Origin of the sequence: Glaciecola sp. 33A, assembly GCF_002836745.1 — a bacterium.
Taxonomy (GTDB): Bacteria; Pseudomonadota; Gammaproteobacteria; order Enterobacterales; family Alteromonadaceae; genus Glaciecola.
Genome location: NZ_PJAR01000044.1, coordinates 684,290 through 700,581, shown reverse-complemented (window position 1 = coordinate 700,581; position 16,292 = coordinate 684,290). Strand labels below are relative to the sequence as shown.

14 protein-coding genes and 3 tRNA genes are annotated in these 16,292 nt (G+C 39.7%); 8 read left to right on the top strand and 9 right to left on the bottom strand.

Annotated features, from left to right (window positions below; all coding sequences use genetic code 11):
• Positions 1-3 precede the first annotated feature (3 nt).
• The 5 genes from CXF81_RS19190 to CXF81_RS19170 form a co-directional block, all read right to left on the bottom strand.
• Positions 4-2,265 (bottom strand): TerB N-terminal domain-containing protein, encoded by a 2,262-nt coding sequence (locus CXF81_RS19190; protein WP_101182998.1) that lies wholly within the window; start codon positions 2,263-2,265, stop codon positions 4-6.
• A 571-nt stretch (positions 2,266-2,836) separates the two neighbouring features.
• Entirely contained in the window at positions 2,837-3,046 is a 210-nt protein-coding gene (locus CXF81_RS19185) for a hypothetical protein (RefSeq protein WP_101182997.1), read from the bottom strand.
• The gene (locus CXF81_RS19180; RefSeq protein ID WP_369828730.1) at positions 3,046-3,297 is read right to left on the bottom strand and encodes a helix-turn-helix transcriptional regulator; all 252 of its coding nucleotides are present in this window, start codon (positions 3,295-3,297) and stop codon (positions 3,046-3,048) included. Before CXF81_RS19180 ends, CXF81_RS19185 begins: the two co-directional genes overlap by 1 nt.
• 110 nt (positions 3,298-3,407) lie before the next feature.
• Positions 3,408-4,127, bottom strand: a complete 720-nt coding sequence (locus CXF81_RS19175; protein ID WP_101182996.1) for a hypothetical protein — start codon at positions 4,125-4,127, stop codon at positions 3,408-3,410.
• Positions 4,117-5,331: an integrase arm-type DNA-binding domain-containing protein gene (locus tag CXF81_RS19170; RefSeq protein WP_101182995.1), complete on the bottom strand. Its 1,215-nt coding sequence runs from the start codon at positions 5,329-5,331 to the stop codon at positions 4,117-4,119. Before CXF81_RS19170 ends, CXF81_RS19175 begins: the two co-directional genes overlap by 11 nt.
• A 516-nt stretch (positions 5,332-5,847) precedes the next feature.
• Here CXF81_RS19170 and uvrY point away from each other — a divergent pair.
• The 6 genes from uvrY to CXF81_RS19140 all read left to right on the top strand — a co-directional run bounded on the left by uvrY (position 5,848) and on the right by CXF81_RS19140 (position 9,377).
• Entirely contained in the window at positions 5,848-6,486 is a 639-nt protein-coding gene (gene uvrY, locus CXF81_RS19165) for a UvrY/SirA/GacA family response regulator transcription factor (protein WP_101182994.1), read from the top strand.
• Positions 6,487-6,488: 2 nt separating this feature from the next.
• Positions 6,489-8,315, top strand: a complete 1,827-nt coding sequence (gene uvrC / locus CXF81_RS19160) for an excinuclease ABC subunit UvrC (protein WP_101182993.1) — start codon at positions 6,489-6,491, stop codon at positions 8,313-8,315.
• Between the two features lie 61 nt (positions 8,316-8,376).
• Positions 8,377-8,946 (top strand): CDP-diacylglycerol--glycerol-3-phosphate 3-phosphatidyltransferase, encoded by a 570-nt coding sequence (gene pgsA, locus CXF81_RS19155; protein WP_101182992.1) that lies wholly within the window; start codon positions 8,377-8,379, stop codon positions 8,944-8,946.
• Between the two features lie 123 nt (positions 8,947-9,069).
• A tRNA-Gly gene (locus tag CXF81_RS19150) sits at positions 9,070-9,145 on the top strand.
• Between the two features lie 39 nt (positions 9,146-9,184).
• A tRNA-Cys gene (locus CXF81_RS19145) sits at positions 9,185-9,258 on the top strand.
• Positions 9,259-9,290: 32 nt separating this feature from the next.
• Positions 9,291-9,377: transfer RNA gene (locus tag CXF81_RS19140), tRNA-Leu, on the top strand.
• A gap of 198 nt (positions 9,378-9,575) precedes the next feature.
• Here the strand turns inward: CXF81_RS19140 and CXF81_RS19135 are convergent.
• The 4 genes from CXF81_RS19135 to msrB form a co-directional block, all read right to left on the bottom strand.
• Positions 9,576-11,801, bottom strand: coding sequence for a GspE/PulE family protein (locus CXF81_RS19135; protein WP_101182991.1), 2,226 nt, complete (start codon positions 11,799-11,801; stop codon positions 9,576-9,578).
• 128 nt (positions 11,802-11,929) lie between these two features.
• Positions 11,930-13,174, bottom strand: a complete 1,245-nt coding sequence (locus CXF81_RS19130; RefSeq protein WP_101182990.1) for a GGDEF domain-containing protein — start codon at positions 13,172-13,174, stop codon at positions 11,930-11,932.
• Between the two features lie 311 nt (positions 13,175-13,485).
• Positions 13,486-13,983 carry a peptide-methionine (S)-S-oxide reductase MsrA gene (gene msrA, locus CXF81_RS19125; RefSeq protein ID WP_101182989.1) on the bottom strand — a complete coding sequence of 166 codons (498 nt, stop codon included), beginning with the start codon at positions 13,981-13,983 and terminating at the stop codon, positions 13,486-13,488.
• On the bottom strand, positions 13,983-14,432 hold the full coding sequence (msrB, locus tag CXF81_RS19120; protein ID WP_101182988.1) for a peptide-methionine (R)-S-oxide reductase MsrB: 450 nt from the start codon (positions 14,430-14,432) through the stop codon (positions 13,983-13,985). Before msrB ends, msrA begins: the two co-directional genes overlap by 1 nt.
• Positions 14,433-14,627: 195 nt before the next feature.
• Here msrB and CXF81_RS19115 point away from each other — a divergent pair, with 195 nt between their 5' ends.
• Positions 14,628-15,512 (top strand): sulfurtransferase, encoded by an 885-nt coding sequence (locus CXF81_RS19115; protein ID WP_101182987.1) that lies wholly within the window; start codon positions 14,628-14,630, stop codon positions 15,510-15,512.
• The gene (locus tag CXF81_RS19110; RefSeq protein WP_101182986.1) at positions 15,509-16,147 is read left to right on the top strand and encodes a LysE family translocator; all 639 of its coding nucleotides are present in this window, start codon (positions 15,509-15,511) and stop codon (positions 16,145-16,147) included. Before CXF81_RS19115 ends, CXF81_RS19110 begins: the two co-directional genes overlap by 4 nt.
• Positions 16,148-16,292 lie beyond the last annotated feature (145 nt).

Sequence of the window (16,292 nt, the reverse complement as noted above, 5' to 3'; positions counted from 1 at the left end):
CAACTATTCCTTTAACTCTTCTACAATTTCTAAATCGACGTAAATGTCACCGTCATCATCCAATACTGGCGCATCTACTTGCTCATACGCCCAGTCATTGATAGTCTCAATCGCACCATCTACCATAAGCTTTGACTTCTGACAAAGTTCATAAACCTCGTTGCGTTCCCATTTATCTTTCTCACATAGTGCTTGGTAGAGTGATAAATGAGCTAAGTCTAGTCCCCCAGCATTGGTTTGACTAACAGGGTCTATATGTTCGACTTCATCCTCTTCGGCAGAAAAAATACAGCCGAGCATACTTTTTGCGTCAGTTGTGTCGCTCTCATGCATGGCGAGTATGGCTTCATCAAGTATAAATGCTGTATTGCCAGCCTCTACTTTCTGCTGCTTATTGCTAAGCGGTGTTTTCGTTGAAGTGATATTATGTATATCCGAAGAAACGCTTGCTTTATCCAATCCTAAATTAGTGTAAAGTTTTTCAATTTGCTTTATTTCAGAGGTATCAACTTTCCCATCAGCTAACGCTATTCCAATAATAAATTTCTTAATAGTTTCAACTTCATTAGGCTTAAGCTTTTCTATTCTTACTTTAAGACCCGCAACCGTTGAAGGAGTATTTAAACGCCATTTCAGATAAGCATGTAATGAACGTTTTTCTGTAGGGGAAATTTTGTCGTCATGATTAATCAATTGCTCTAGTGCTAGCTTTTCTGCATCATCGATATGTCCATCAATTGTTGCGACCATCGACCCAAGTCTAATAGCTAAACCTGTTTGGTTGAATGCATCAGTTGGCTCAAAATACTCACCATGCGATGGTGTGAATAACACAATACTGCTATCCACTTTTAGTTTAGCGTGATGAAACCTTAAGTCAGGGGCAATTCCAACATCAGCTTTAGAGGCAAGGTTAAGAATTAACTCGTTTTCTTTTTTACTTATTGTTTTTGGAACAGTGAGTCCAGTGTGAGCCCAAAATTCTTTAACACTAGTTATGCTGTTATTATTCTCAATAACACTATTAGCCCAGCTCTTAAAAGATTCAATAACAGGGGATGTTTTCTCATTCACAAGTTCTTTCGGTAACAACATTAAAGCCGCAATATCGTCCCTAGACGTCTCAGCCTTACCTAGATAACGACTATAGGCATTCAACTCATCTGTGCACGACTCTGCTAATGGTATTAGTTTTCTAATAGGACTTTTAAGAATACTTGGATCGGGTAAGTCATCAAGATCTAATTCAACGGCACGAATAGAACTACTTGCTGCGTAATATGCCAATCTCAATTTAGTTTTGTTTGGTTTTACTATCATTCCTTCACCAAACTTTTCAGTATATTTAAGCGCGAATAGTTTGTTAAACTCGACTTCGCACCGCCTTGCTGGCATTTTCAAAGAATATTCATCGTTGTTTCGTAGCCATTCGATTGCTAGTAAAGCAGAAATCGCTTTCTGTTCATTGACTGCTTTCGCGAGTTTTACCTTAAAAGCTAGGGAGTTATGAGTTTCAGGTATTTCATCTACTCTACTTTCTAAAAGCAAAGGTCGCATTAAAAAGAGCAGTTCTAAAAAATTTGAGGCGTAATTGCGGAAAGAACGGTTCTCCCAGTAGACTTTATTGAGGCGAGCAACCTCATTAAAGATACTTAAGAACTCACTATCACTAACAATGTTATTCATTTTGTTTTCTATAATTCGCCGTTCAAACCCATAAAAATAGATAAAAACATATCCTATAGGCATGTTTGGCATATTTCTTTCTGATGCTAGCCAGTCTAAATAAACGCCACGACATCTTTTAGATAACGTTGCATATTTTGGCCAATATCCGAGTGATTCATCTGTATAAACTTCATTAGCGCTATCAAAATTATCAGCCTTTGAAGCTGCCCGCTTATCATCCACTAACGATGGCTCAGTTCCGTACCCATCAATGGATTCTAAGACTCCGCCAGAGTAAAAAAAACCTCTTATTATTTGCCGACCATTTATTTGAATTGAGTGCGATTCATTAAGCCATTGCCCGCTAGACTTATTTGATGAAGGTTCCTCTTCACTGCCAAAACTTGTGCGGATGGTGAACGTAGCTAGTCCTTCTTCATCGTCATCTGAAGTTGCAGAATAGCTCACTGGATTAGATGACTTATTTTGTCTTGATGTAGGTATGTTCTGTTGCTCTGATTTATTCGACTTACTTGTTGATACAAGTTTATAAATTATAATAAATACCACTAAACCGGTAATAATAATAAATTCCATTTTTTGGCCTCTTCGTTAGATAGCTGCGCGACTAGCCCTTTTAGTTATATTAAAAACTAAGTTACAGTAAACTTGAATTAAATCATACCTTGAGAAGGTGAAGAATACTGAGGTTGCTATAGTCTCTCGCTTTGAGCATATCCACAGTAAAATTTTGGGTAAGATAAACGACGGGGCTACCGTCCCAAAATTAAGATTTTACCAATCCATAGTCCACTGTTTTTGTTAGAGTGTCACGGATTTTGTTGATTGGATGTTATTTAGGCCAACCAAACGAATCATTAGTTATTTTTTACTCTTGAAAGATGGGACGAATGTCTAGTGAAGTCTGGGAAGTTCAGTTTCACGAGTTAAATTGCTAGAAAGTAATGAGACTGTAAGAGCTTCACTACGTTGAAGTTGAACTGTGATTATTTCAACAACGGTTAAAACGTTGTTTTGGATATCGAAAATTTTCATCTGACCTTCCTTCTGTGTAAAAGAAAGCCACCACTTTTCAACAAAATTAAGTTATAATGTCCTCGACTAAAAGAATTATTAAGCTCATTTCTGTTGACCAGCGATGGGCTTTTTACTTTTTAGCGTTTAATGTAGTTGGACGTACTGGGTACAAAGAACATGAGTACCCACAGCAGTTTTCGACCTGTTTTCGCCATGAGCCTGCTTCAATCGGGTCATTGACACAATCGATGCAATTCGCATTAATTTTACCTCTTAAACCTGCCTTGCTGGCATGTTTAACGCTCAGGTTTTGCTTATAATCATCTTGAGAAGTAGCCATCACTCAACTCCTTCATCACGTGCTTTGATTCGTGAGTCAATCCATTCTAGTACTTCACTTTCGTTCCAAGCTACAGAAGTACCGCCAGGAACAAGCTTTATGCTCTTGGGAAAATGACCACTTGATACGAGCTGATAAACATAGGATTTAGATAGTCCCGTAAGATTAACTACTGAGCGGATGCGAATTAGTTTTTTTATTTTGTTGTTATGTTGCGGGTCACTATTTAACCCCATTGTACTTAGATTCATAATTAAGTTACCTCTTAAACTATTGTCCAGATCGAGCGAACTGGAGCTGAGGTAACTATAAAGTGTTTAGATTATGCGATTTTCCCAGTTGGGAAAATTACCTAATTATTTTATTTAGGAATCTCTTTTATATCCCACTTCATTAAAACTTCATTAATTTTGTCATCCAGTGAATTCAAACCATGATCACGTCTACTTGGTTCTTCTCCTTCAAGGTATTTTTCAGCTAGAGTAAGGATGTGATCTCTGAAGCCAGAAGCATTAACTGAATTAGCCTTTCTAAACTTAGATTGTGGATTTAATTCTGCTTTTTCCAGAGCCAGTAAGGCTAACGCTTTTTTAACCCCTGGCTCTGTTGCACCCATTTTACCAGGTGCAGAAGAAGGTAAAACATCTAATTTAGAAGCAAATAAAGAAACTTCAGCTCTATCAAAATACACGAGTTTTTCATCAATTTGTTTTTGCCTAAGCCAAACACCCTCTGCATCAGTCGGGTAAAACCTTTTACCCTCAAAGCAATATGCATTCACTATAAATCCAAAAATACCATTTGCGTAATAAGTATCAACACCTGTCACTATTTTTTGCCCAATATGATGATAACTAAAACCATTTCCTATTAATCCTCCTGCAAAATTGCCATCAACCTCTTCGTATTCTTCAACCTCATAATCTGCATCGGTACCTGTAATATTTTCATCAACAAACATATCTAGATCACCATCACAAACATAAGAAGCTAAGATCCTTAACGCTTGAGCTTTTGGCATTTCGCTTAAGTTGAGCGTTTCTATAACCCAGCTGATATTCACCGTATTATCATTTTTCATTTCGTAATCCATCTAAATAGTCAGCCCATTCTTGCATCATTTGAGTTCTTTTATCCATAAGCTGTGCCTTGTTGTACGTAGCGCGAATACGGTCTTTGTTAATATGTGCTAGTTGTAGTTCTATAACGTCTGGATCATATCCCATTTCATTAAGCAGCGTACTTGCCATATGTCTAAAGCCATGTGATGTCATATAGCCTGTGCCAAAGGATTCACCTGTACTTGGATTGATAATCCGTCTTAGAGCTTGGGTAGTGGTGTTTTCACTGAGTGGCTTACCTCTGCCATGACTGGTAACAAAAACATATTCACCTGACCCTGTCAGTGACTGAATATCGTTTAGAATTGTTATAGATTGATGGGCTAGGGGAACAACTAACGGCTTTCTTGTTTTAAGTTCACTGGCTGGGAGATTGATTACATTATTTTCAAAATCCACATACTCCCATTTTAAGAATCTAATATTTCTAGGTCTAAGAAAAACCAAAGGCATCAGCTTTAGAGCTTGAGTGGTTGCAAAGTCTTGTCTAACACTAGGCTTCTCTATTTGTTGTAAGAGAACGGTAATTTCATCAACAGAAGTTAAGTGTCCAAAGTTACCCTTTAGCCTTACATCTGGCTTAGGGAGGAGCTCTGCTAGACCTTGTGCCGGGTTATTATCGACTATGCCTAATATGAGTATCTCGTTATAAACTCGCCTTAGAACATTGGCCATACGCTGAGCTGTTTCCTTAGCACCTCTATCACTCATTTTTAACATTATTTTTAGTAAGTCGGCTGTTGAGTACTCATTTACTTTTTTCTTATCTAGGTAGGGTATTAGATTCTTTTCAATACGCTGTTTCAGATCAGTATATGTTGATTCTGCTAGATTTTGTTTACCAAGCCACTCATTGGCATAGTGGCTAAAAAGCTTTGTACTTAGGTCACTTTCAATACGTTGTGCTACTTTTATTTGTTTGGGATGAATACCCTTAGCAACAAGCTCTCTAGCCTCTCTGTGACCCTCTCTAGCTTCTTTTAAGCTGATTTCAGGGTATTTCCCTATGGTGTAGGTTCCTCGACTACCATTAACCCTATAGTCATACTTCCAACATCTATATCCTGAAGTCTTAACCTGCAGATATAAACCACCTCCATCAAACAGTTTATATACTTTCTCTCTTGCTTTTGCATTCGAAACTGATGTATGCGAGAGTGCCATGTGGATTCAACCTATAGCTAATTATGAAAAAATCAATATTGCGAACCGTCAGAGGAACCGTCAATGTGAGTGGTTATTATAATACAGTGTGGAACCTTATGGAATGTAATATGTTAATATATAACAATAAAATCTTAATTCTTAGTCGCTATATTACGCTAAAGACCTACTTGTGGCGTTCTCGCTATCCGCCACATTACAGCAGAAGCCCCGATTTAGGGGCTTTTTGCTTTTTGGCTAAGAATATAAACCACCGTCTCTTTGGCTTTGTGCAAAGTCAAAATTCGGATTGCATGTGTTCAGAAAAACGGTCCTTAACCGCAATCAAAATATCACTTTATAGCAACGCTTAGAACTGCTTTTTATAGTGGCAACAATTAATTCCGTACAATTAAACTTATTCTTTTGAATCAGTTTAATTGATATACAAACCTATTCCAATATGGTTAGTTTTATAAGATACTGACCAATCGAATGATGTTTACTAATCTAATAATTAGAAATTGAGGTTCCGACGTGATCAAGATTTTATTGGTTGATGACCATGAGCTCGTTAGGACAGGGATCAGTCGTATATTAAATGATGTTAAAGATTTTAACGTCATTGGATCTGTTGGAAGCGGTGAAGAAGCTATTGAACAGTGCAGAAAAAATCCACCTGACATCATTATGATGGATGTAAGTATGCCGGGTATTGGTGGCCTAGAGGCAACTCGAAAAATTTTACGGTTTTGTGATAGTGCACGGATTATTTGTTTATCAATGCATAAAGAAAACCCAATACCGACTAAAATCATGCAAGCTGGCGCGCATGGGTTTTTGACTAAAGATGCCGACCCTAGCGAAATGGTGAACGCAATTTATAAAGTATCTTCGGGGCAACGTTACATATCGGCTGATGTGGCTCAAGAACTTGCTATTGGTAGCACCTCGCAGAATCATGATAACCCGTTTGAAAGCTTGTCGGATCGTGAGTTAGAAATTACAATGATGCTAACAAGAGGTACTCGTGTACCAGAGATTGCGTCAAATCTTAATATCAGTGCTAAAACAGTCAACACATATCGCTATCGTATGTTTGACAAGCTTAACGTCAGTTCAGATGTCGAACTGACGCATTTAGCATTGCGCCATAAGCTTATACAAACCGAATAACAATGAGTGAACAAGCTGTCTTTGATTCCGAGTCCTTCCTAAAAAACCTAACTTCAAACCCGGGTGTTTACAGAATGTATAACATGAGGGAAGAAGTTATTTATGTTGGTAAAGCTAAAAACTTAAAAAAAAGGGTTAGCTCATACTTTCGTAAGACGGTAGACAGTGTAAAAACGCAATCACTCGTAAGCCACATTGTAAAAATGGATGTGACGGTAGTGTCGAGTGAAACCGAAGCGTTTATACTCGAAAATAGTTTTATTAAAAAATATCGGCCGCGCTATAACGTTGTATTGCGGGATGATAAGTCGTATCCCTTTATTTTCTTGTCCGACCACGAGCATCCTCGGCTTAGTTTTCACCGTGGCACCAAAAAGCGCAAAGGTACCTATTTTGGTCCTTATCCAAGTGCTTGGGCGGTAAGAGAAAGCTTAAGATCGATGCAACGCATATTTCCAATTAGGCAATGTGAAGATAGTTACTATCGGGCTCGCAGCAGACCCTGTTTGCAGTACCAGATGAAACGTTGCTCTGCGCCTTGTGTCGAGGGATATGTAAGTGATGATGAATATAGAGAGCAGGTAAAGTTAGCCACGCTATTTCTCAGGGGAAAAAACGTTGAGGTTATTGCTTCACTAGTCGACAAAATGGAAGTGGCGAGTATTGCCTTAAATTTTGAGGGCGCAGCTCGATATCGCGACCAAATCAGTGCACTTCGTCGCATACAAGAACAACAGTTTGTTACCGGTACTCAAGAAGAAATGGACGTATTTGGTTTCGCCTTTAAGAATGGGTATGCCTGTGTGCAAGCATTGTTTGTTCGCGATAGTCAACTACTCGGCAGTAAATCTTTTTTTCCTAAAATTCCAAGAGATATAGACGATGAAACGGTATTCCAGTCTTTTATTTTGCAGTTTTATCTTGCTGGAAATAAGACAATCCCTAAACAAATCGTTGTTCCTATTAAATTTCCAGACATGGAAGAGATTGAAAAAGTATTATCAACCGAAGCCGGCTACAAAATTAAGTTCTTTGAGGGAATTCGCGATGAAAAGCGTCAATATCTACAATTAGCTAATAAGAATGCTGATAATTCGCTTGAAACGCAACAAAACCAGCAGAAATCCATGTTTGCACGTTATGTCGATTTAGAAAAAGCGATTGAACGAGATACCCCAATCACTCGAATGGAGTGTTTTGATATTAGTCATACATCAGGAGAACAAACGGTTGCTTCTTGTGTTGTTTTTAATAGAGACGGACCATTAAAAAGTGACTATAGAACGTTTAATATTGAAGGCATTACTCCTGGTGATGATTATGCAGCAATGGCGCAAGCGTTAAGACGACGCTATAAATCTCCTAGTGCCGACGCTAAGCTGCCGGACATTTTATTTATAGATGGCGGAAAAGGACAGTTGTCACAAGCAGAGACGCATTTTGAGGACTGGCCATTGGAGAGTAAACCGATGCTTATTGGTGTAGCGAAGGGTAGTAGTCGAAAAGCAGGCTTGGAAACATTAATTAGAGCCGGTTCTTATGAAACAATTCCAATGGAAAGCGATTCTCCTGGTTTGCATCTAATACAACATATTCGAGATGAATCCCATCGGTTTGCTATATTAGGTCATCGCAACAGGCGTCAAAAAGTTAAAACAACCTCAACTTTAGAGGGAATACCCGGTATAGGTCCTAAAAAGAGACAAACGTTATTAAAATACTCAGGCGGGCTACAAGGGCTTAAAAAGGCGAGTAAACAAGAAATTAGCAAAGTTCCGGGCATAAGCAAGGATCTTGCCGACATCATATACGATCATTTGCATTCTTAATTGAACCTGTTCTGGTATCATACCCGCAGTTAAGAGAAGTAAACCAAGGTTTTTAGTAAATATGTGGACCATCCCCAACATTATTACCATGTTCAGAGTCTTATTGATCCCTGTATTTGTGTTTGTTTATTTTCTTGATTGGCGCTGGGCCCATCAAGCTGGCGCATTTATATTTTGGCTGGCCGCTATTACGGATTGGATCGATGGTTACTTAGCCAGAAAATTAGAGCAATCCACACCGTTTGGTGCATTTCTGGATCCCGTTGCTGATAAATTAATTGTTGCTGCAGCGCTGCTTATGGTTACCCACACCTATGCTAGTGTATGGATAACAGTTCCAGCCATCGCCCTATTGATGCGTGAAATATATGTTTCCGCGTTGCGTGAGTGGATGGGACAGCAGGGCAGTGCGTCGACGGTTAAAGTCTCGTTTATAGGAAAGTCTAAAACAATGATGCAAATGCTGGCATTAATTGGTTTGTTGTCAGGTTTGGAAGTATTTATGGGCTTTCCAATATACTGGGTAACGATAGGTACAATATTGCTGTATTTTTCTGCGGTGTTATCGGTTTGGTCTATGGTGGTGTACACTAAAGCCGCTTGGAAGCAGCTAAGTAGAGTAAAAAGTTAGTTTTTAGTCGTTTCAGTGCAAAATAGCAACGAACTGTACGAATTTTAATAAAACAGTATATTTCTTTAAGATTTAGTGTTGACAGGTTTTATATAGAGGGTAGAATGCACGCCACATTGCAGAGCGGGAATAGCTCAGCTGGTAGAGCACGACCTTGCCAAGGTCGGGGTCGCGAGTTCGAATCTCGTTTCCCGCTCCAATCTTTTTGATTGACGCAATGTGAAAGCAACAATGTTGTGGCGGAATGGCAGAATGGCTATGCACCGGATTGCAAATCCGTGAATCTCGGTTCGACTCCGGGTTCCGCCTCCATTAATGCCAGTTAGGAACGTCGCAGTATCAGTGCCCGGGTGGTGAAATTGGTAGACACAAGGGATTTAAAATCCCTCGCTCGTAAGAGTGTGCCGGTTCAAGTCCGGCCCCGGGCACCATTTTACAGTTAAGGTCTACTGACTGTAATATAATATGCATTGAAAGTGCACCACTCCAAAGCTATCCATTCTTTTAAAATTCAAGTTCTTTCGCAATCACCGAATCAATATCATGTAATCTGATAGAAATGCCATTATACTTTCTCTTAGGCTGGTTTTTATAATATAAAGCACTTGGTAAAGCACCCGCGTTTGGTTCTAATGACCAATGCCAGTGCCACTTATTATTTGTACCTGGGCGATATCGGCCTCACCGTTAAGCACTTTTATGATTGTATCTTGCGTTAGCGTTCGCATGCCGTCTTGCATTGCTTGCTTTTGCATTTCAGGAATAGAGGACCCTTTATAAATTAGTCCACGTAACTCAGGTGTCATGGAGAGTAATTCGTGCACGCCTGTGCGACCTCTATAGCCTGTGTAGTCGCAGTCTGGGCAACCTTTGGGCCCGCATAACTTGGTTTCCGGTGTAAGCGCCAATTCATCAATATACTCTGCGCCATATTGACGGTGTAAAAATGCGACTTCTATGTCACTCGGTATATATTGCTCTTTGCAGCTTGAGCATAAAGTACGGATCAAACGCTGTGCAAGAATACCAATACAGGCGTCTGAAAAGTTAACCGGATCAATGCCCAGGTCGAGTAATCGAGTGATAGTTTCTGGTGCTGAGTTGGTATGTAAAGTTGACAATACCAAGTGGCCTGTCAAAGAGGCTTCAATGCCGGCATTAGCGGTTTCTTTGTCACGCATCTCACCAATTAGGATAACATCTGGATCTGCTCGTAGAAACGCGCGTAAGGCCTTGGCAAATGTGAAACCAATTTTGGGATTTACTTGAACCTGCTGCAACCTATATTGCGTTATTTCTACCGGATCCTCTGCTGTCCAGATTTTTTTGTCAGGGGTATTTAGAAAGCCTAAAATAGCATGTAGCGTTGTGGTTTTTCCTGAACCTGTCGGACCAACAACTAATATGACACCATTAGGAATAAGCACCATTTTTTTGATTGTATCGATATTGTGCTTGGCCAAATTAATTTTCTCAATTGGCATTGCATCATTGCCCGCAAGTATACGCAGAACGATACCCTCACCCGCAACGGTAGGGATAGTTGCCACTCTAACCTCAACGTTTTTTTGTGAGACGATGAAGGTAAGCTTGCCATCTTGTGGAATACGCTTTTCAGCAATATTTAGGTCCGACATTATTTTAATCCGAGCAACCACTGAATTGTGTTGTGATGCAGGTATTTCTTTAATATCCCTGACTACGCCATCTACCCTCATTCTAACTAGGGTAGGCCGCTCGTGTTCTGGGTCGATATGTATATCTGATGCGTTAAGTCGTTTTGCTTCAATCAGAATGTTAGACACCATTTTTACAATATCTGATTCTTTCTCTGGCGCCTTATCATTAAAGGTATGTGTATCTTTTTTTAGTGCTACTTTATTACTGATTTCATTTATTTTACTTGGCGCAGTTTGATTGTAGTTCCCCTCTAAGTACTGGAGTATTTGACGCGGTAGGCTAAATGCTAATTGATAATTTTGGGTACCTAGAGCGCTTTCAATTTCCATTACTAAATCGGTGTTGTTGGGTTCGTACATAACAACAATTAGTCGGTCAAGAGTGTCTTTAATCAGTGCTACGTGGTTGCGCTTTAAATAAGAGATACTTAGTTTTGTATTGCCGTGGGCGAGCTTGTATTTACGTGGTAAATAATCAATAAAAGGAACCTGAAAATACACTGATAATGCTTCGTAGATAAGATTTTCTGAAATATTATGTTTGGTTTTTAATTGATGAGTACCTTGACTAATACTGGCGTTAATTGAAAACTCACTCAATACCTGAGCTGATAAGCTGCCACGGTGAGCTAGGTAGTCAAAGGCCCTTGCCGTGCCGCCTAATTGATATCTATAGGCTTGTCCAATAATATCGGAGACATTTAGAGCGAGAGTAATGTCATCATCGTTTAGCTCTTCAACTTCTTTGTTCTCAATTTCCAATACGCCCAGTAACACGCCTTTATACTTAATTGGTACACTGAGTATATTGTCTGTGCGCATATGGCGTAAGCGGTCATATTTTTGATCAAATCTCAGTTTTTTGTGAATTCTACGTAAGGCTTTTTCATCGTATGGGTTGGTAATTTTGACAGCTTGTTGCGCCATAGCCACATAGCCAGCTATCGACTGCGTATTGATAGCCACTTTGAGTTCAAGAATTTCATTACTTGTATGATAGCGCGAAACTAAATCTTTGTGGTGCGAGCGGCGCTGAAAAATACTCATACTCTGAGCACCAAACGCCGCTAATATTAGAGCTTGAATATGCTCGAACGCAACATGCAGCGAAGAATGTTGTTTCACCATTGTTTGTAAGGTTTGAATGAAGTCGGACTGCAGTGAAGTATTGGGCATTGAAAGTCGCTTTTTATTGTTATGTTTGATGAATTGAATACTATTTTTACGCTAGCCTTATATAGCCGATATGCTTACTCAAAGTAATAGTATGCTTTTATTATACAGTGACTTAGTTGCATGGTCAGTTACGCTACTTGCGAATTTTCGTTATACGTTGAGGGCGTCATTTCATCATGCTCTAGCACTTCATTTGGAACAGTCGCTTCAATCAGCATTTCGTCATCAAATGTACGCACCTGGTGACCGCCATTTTTTTGAGCCTCAGCAAGGGCGATTATTGCTTGTGACGTTATTTCTTCAATATCAATAATACTGCCTTCAATGAACTCTGCAATGCCGATGCTTATTGATAATGTTTTAAAATTCTCAACGTTGGTGTATAAGTGCTCGATCTTTGCCTTGTTGATTAAATCCAACATTTTTGCAGAAAAAGAGCTTGCGTCTGACTTGTTTGCGTTGGGAATAACTAACGCAAATTTTTGTTTGTCAAAACGTGTCATGAACTCACCGCCCCTCGATGTTGCTTTTGCTAAAACATTTGCGACAGTTCGGGTACATTCATCAACTTCACATTGAGAATACTGTGCTTTGTATTGCGACAAACAGTCAACTTCAATCATCACAAGGCTCAATGTGCTGTTGATGCGCTTCGCACGTCTAATTTCTTCATTAATAATTAAGTCGAAAAGACGCCTGTTGAAAAGGCCCGTTTCTGGATCGTCAAAAGTAGAGGTCTCCACCTTCTTTTTGTAATACTCACTTTGTTGCGCAGCGTCTTCATATTTTACTTGCATGTTTAGACCGTTTATTAAAGAACGATTCACTGAAATACTAAAAAATAAGACCACACCAGCAAATATCGTAAGGCTAGCGGCTAAGATAAAAGAGATAGGTTGTGCAATTAATATAAAGGCGATGACTAAGGGGGAAAAAGTAGGTAACAGCATGGCGAGTATTATTTTTTTCGAATACAAACATGTCATTGTTGCACTCCCCATGTGCATCGCAGCGATGAGCGCAATCATGGCCCATAGCTGAGAGCTCACGAGAGTAGCAAGATAATAATAAGCGGCTGCAAATATAATGCTAGCGACCAGCGTAATGCATACAAGTATATTCTCCCACTGAGTCGCTTTTTGTGTTTGCTGTGCTTTACGGTGATTAAATCTCGTCTGGTAAAATAAGCTAATGGCTAATGTACAAGCGAGCACCGATGTCCAGTAGAACGCGTACTCTGGAGTGGCTGTTCCCCACGTCATTACCATTAGAAAAGCCGCAAACATAATGTGAATAGCGGTATTTGCGCTTGAATGCTTAAATAAATTTACAATCCATAATTCTTTGTTGCACTGCGTTACGATAATTGTCATAGCTTGTTTTTTCCATTTATTGTGCTGTATATCGTCGTCATTGCTAGTAAATCGCGACGGCGCTCAAAGATTAGTAGCGAAAATTTTGATATCGCATTTGTACTTTCGCTTTTAATACAGCTTCGATTGAAAATAATAGTATAAATTTCAATCTTTAGGCGTTTACAATTTATACTGAATTATTAATAAGGATAACAATAACCGGCAATAAGCAGGTACTTAATGGCTGGGGGTAGTAAGGGTAAGCAAGTCGTGACCGCTATCAAGTAAAACGGTCAGACTTTCTACAAACGGATTAATTTTGAAACAGATTAACTCTTTGGTAGTGCCCAGTCAGGTCTTGGGAAATGACAAGTGTAGCCGTTTGGACGAGTTTCTAAATAGTCTTGATGTTCAGGTTCGGCTTCCCAAAAGTCACCTGCAGGCTCTACTTCGGTGACTACTTTTCCGGGCCACAACCCAGATGCATCAACATCTTCAATAGTTTCGAATGCTTGAGTTCGTTGCGCTTCAGAAACATAATAAATAGCCGAGCGATAAGATACACCAAGGTCATTTCCTTGCCTGTTTACTGTGCTAGGGTCATGGATTTGAAAGAAGAACTCTAAAATTTGTCGGTAACTAACAAGCTCGTTATCAAATAACACTTCGATGCCTTCAGCATGTGTGCCATGATTTTGGTAAGTCGCATTTGGCACCTCGCCGCCGGTATAACCAACACGAGTTGAGTTTATGCCAGGGCGTTTACGGATCAGATCCTGCATACCCCAAAAGCAGCCACCAGCCAATACTGCACGTTCATTTGCCATTATAAGATTTCCTCAATTTGGTCTATATAAGCTTCGTAGCCTTCGCTGCTCATATTATTTTTAGCAACAAAACGTAATGACGCTGAATTAATACAATAACGTAGACCTCCCTGATCCTTAGGACCGTCGGTAAATACATGGCCTAAGTGACTGTCACCAAATGACGATCGTACCTCGGTGCGACTCATACCATGTGACGAGTCCGTAATCTCGTTTACGTTAAGCGGCTCAATAGGTTTGGTAAAACTTGGCCAGCCGCACCCTGATTCATACTTTGCAGATGATGCGAACAAAGGCTCTCCAGAGACAATATCAACATATATGCCCAGCGATGTATTATTTAGCCATTCTCCCGAACCAGGACGCTCAGTGCCGTTCTCTTGAGTTACTCTGTACTGCTCGGCACTTAAGCCTGAAATGGCTTCTGTAGATTTTTGGTATTTACTCATTATGCTCTCTTTTTATCTTTTACTTACTTATAATAGATTACGTTCTAGCTCGACTATTAGATTTGTTTACGTAGTGCATTACACAACACTTAATCACTTATCTTTGCATTTTTTCTTGCAAACTTCTATGTGTGGGCAAATCGTGTTTTAATTATGCCACTTAACCTTGGGTAACAGTATTGGTTTGCATTTCACATGACAGCTACAACACTTCTCTGCTGCGAACTTGCTCAAAAAATCGAGCTTGTCGCTAATAACAAATTAAAAATACTATTCACTACAATGGAAAATGCGCCAACCTCGAAGCCAGATTTGGTTAGACATAGTCTGCCTTGTTATATACCTAACTCTTTGTTCTTCGATTTTGAAAATGAGTTTGTCGATAAAAATACACCGTTTAGTAATATGATGCCCTCGGTAAATGTGTTTCAGTCTGCAGCTAGGCAGCTTGGACTAAACTTAGAAGATGAAATCGTAGTTTATGATGACTTTGGTAATTTCTGCGCATCAAGGGCTTGGTTTATGTTGTTAGCCATGGGCTTTACTAATGTTAGAGTACTGGATGGCGGATTGCCAGAGTGGCTCAACGGTAAGCACCCAACCCAAAAAGGGCTAGCAAGCCCTATTGCAACATCAAGTATTGAGCTCAAACCATCGGCTAATTTTGGTTTTGTTGGTGCTGACTACATTAGCAACAAACTATCAATGTTGGTCTCACCCAAAAGCAAGACTGATTCAATCCAGATTATTGACGCCAGAAGTAACGGCAGGTACACAGGAACAGAAGCTGAGCCTAGAGACAACATGAGGTCTGGGCATATACCAAGGTCTTCGAATATTCATTATGCCAGCGTGCAAGATAATGGTGCATTTAAAAGTTATAATGAACTAGGGTCTATATTTGAGAATAAAAAGATTGACCTCGACAACGAAATTGTGACCAGTTGTGGTAGCGGAATTACCGCTTGTATCATTGCTCAGGCCGCTTTCTCATTGGGGGCCAACTGCATTAAAGTATATGATGCCAGTTGGTCAGAGTGGGGATCGAGTCAAACTCTGCCTATTGAGGTTGGTCAATGATTGATATAACTGCGTTTAGTTGGGTAGAGTTCTTCTCAATTGCGGTCATTCACTTCTTTGCAGTTGCTAGTCCCGGGCCAGACTTCGCTGTGGTATTAAAACAAAGTATACAACAGGGCCGGGCAGCAGCCATTTCGACCAGTGTGGGCATTGGCTGTGGCATACTTTTGCATGTTACTTATTCTCTGGTAGGCATAGGCCTGATAATAAAAACGACACCTTGGTTACTAAACATATTGCTTTATTTGGCTGCGGCTTACTTAGCTTGGATTGGCGTTAGTGCTCTTAGAAGTCAACCACACGGGCAAACGCAAGTTTCAACAACGGCAGGTAAACCTCAAAGTCTGACAAGATCATTCATGCTAGGTTTCATTACTAATGGATTGAATCCAAAGGCGACGCTATTCTTTTTATCTGTTTTCACTGTTGCAATCTCGTCTGACACATTGTTGACGTACAAAATGATTTATGGTTTATACATGGCTATCGCCACAGCAGCGTGGTTTGTATTTCTCTCCTTAATTATTTCACATAAGAGGGTACGGGCATTTTATGAACTCAACGGCTATATATTTGATCGCACCATGGGTGTTGTTCTTATCGTAATGGCTGTATTTTTAATGCTTAATAGTTAGTATGAATATTGTATAATTAAGGTTAGGTTCACCGCTATTGAATGATTAATGGTATTAATAATCGCGCAGGCAGCCTCCTTGCGCGTATATTAAGCTGTACATTATGAGTAGTTGTTTGCACGACCAACAAATAACTGTCAAAGAA

Excerpts from the sequence above, each read along its gene's own strand:
- CXF81_RS19190 (WP_101182998.1), bottom strand. The coding sequence starts at position 2,265 with ATGGAATTTATTATTATTACCGGTTTAGTGGTATTTATTATAATTTAT.
- CXF81_RS19185 (WP_101182997.1), bottom strand. The coding sequence starts at position 3,046 with ATGGCTACTTCTCAAGATGATTATAAGCAAAACCTGAGCGTTAAACAT.
- CXF81_RS19180 (WP_369828730.1), bottom strand. The coding sequence starts at position 3,297 with ATGAATCTAAGTACAATGGGGTTAAATAGTGACCCGCAACATAACAAC.
- CXF81_RS19175 (WP_101182996.1), bottom strand. The coding sequence starts at position 4,127 with ATGAAAAATGATAATACGGTGAATATCAGCTGGGTTATAGAAACGCTC.
- CXF81_RS19170 (WP_101182995.1), bottom strand. The coding sequence starts at position 5,331 with ATGGCACTCTCGCATACATCAGTTTCGAATGCAAAAGCAAGAGAGAAA.
- uvrC (WP_101182993.1), top strand. The coding sequence starts at position 6,489 with ATGAGTGAACAAGCTGTCTTTGATTCCGAGTCCTTCCTAAAAAACCTA.
- pgsA (WP_101182992.1), top strand. The coding sequence starts at position 8,377 with ATGTGGACCATCCCCAACATTATTACCATGTTCAGAGTCTTATTGATC.
- CXF81_RS19135 (WP_101182991.1), bottom strand. The coding sequence starts at position 11,801 with ATGCCCAATACTTCACTGCAGTCCGACTTCATTCAAACCTTACAAACA.
- CXF81_RS19130 (WP_101182990.1), bottom strand. The coding sequence starts at position 13,174 with ATGACAATTATCGTAACGCAGTGCAACAAAGAATTATGGATTGTAAAT.
- msrA (WP_101182989.1), bottom strand. The coding sequence starts at position 13,983 with ATGGCAAATGAACGTGCAGTATTGGCTGGTGGCTGCTTTTGGGGTATG.
- msrB (WP_101182988.1), bottom strand. The coding sequence starts at position 14,432 with ATGAGTAAATACCAAAAATCTACAGAAGCCATTTCAGGCTTAAGTGCC.
- CXF81_RS19115 (WP_101182987.1), top strand. The coding sequence starts at position 14,628 with ATGACAGCTACAACACTTCTCTGCTGCGAACTTGCTCAAAAAATCGAG.
- CXF81_RS19110 (WP_101182986.1), top strand. The coding sequence starts at position 15,509 with ATGATTGATATAACTGCGTTTAGTTGGGTAGAGTTCTTCTCAATTGCG.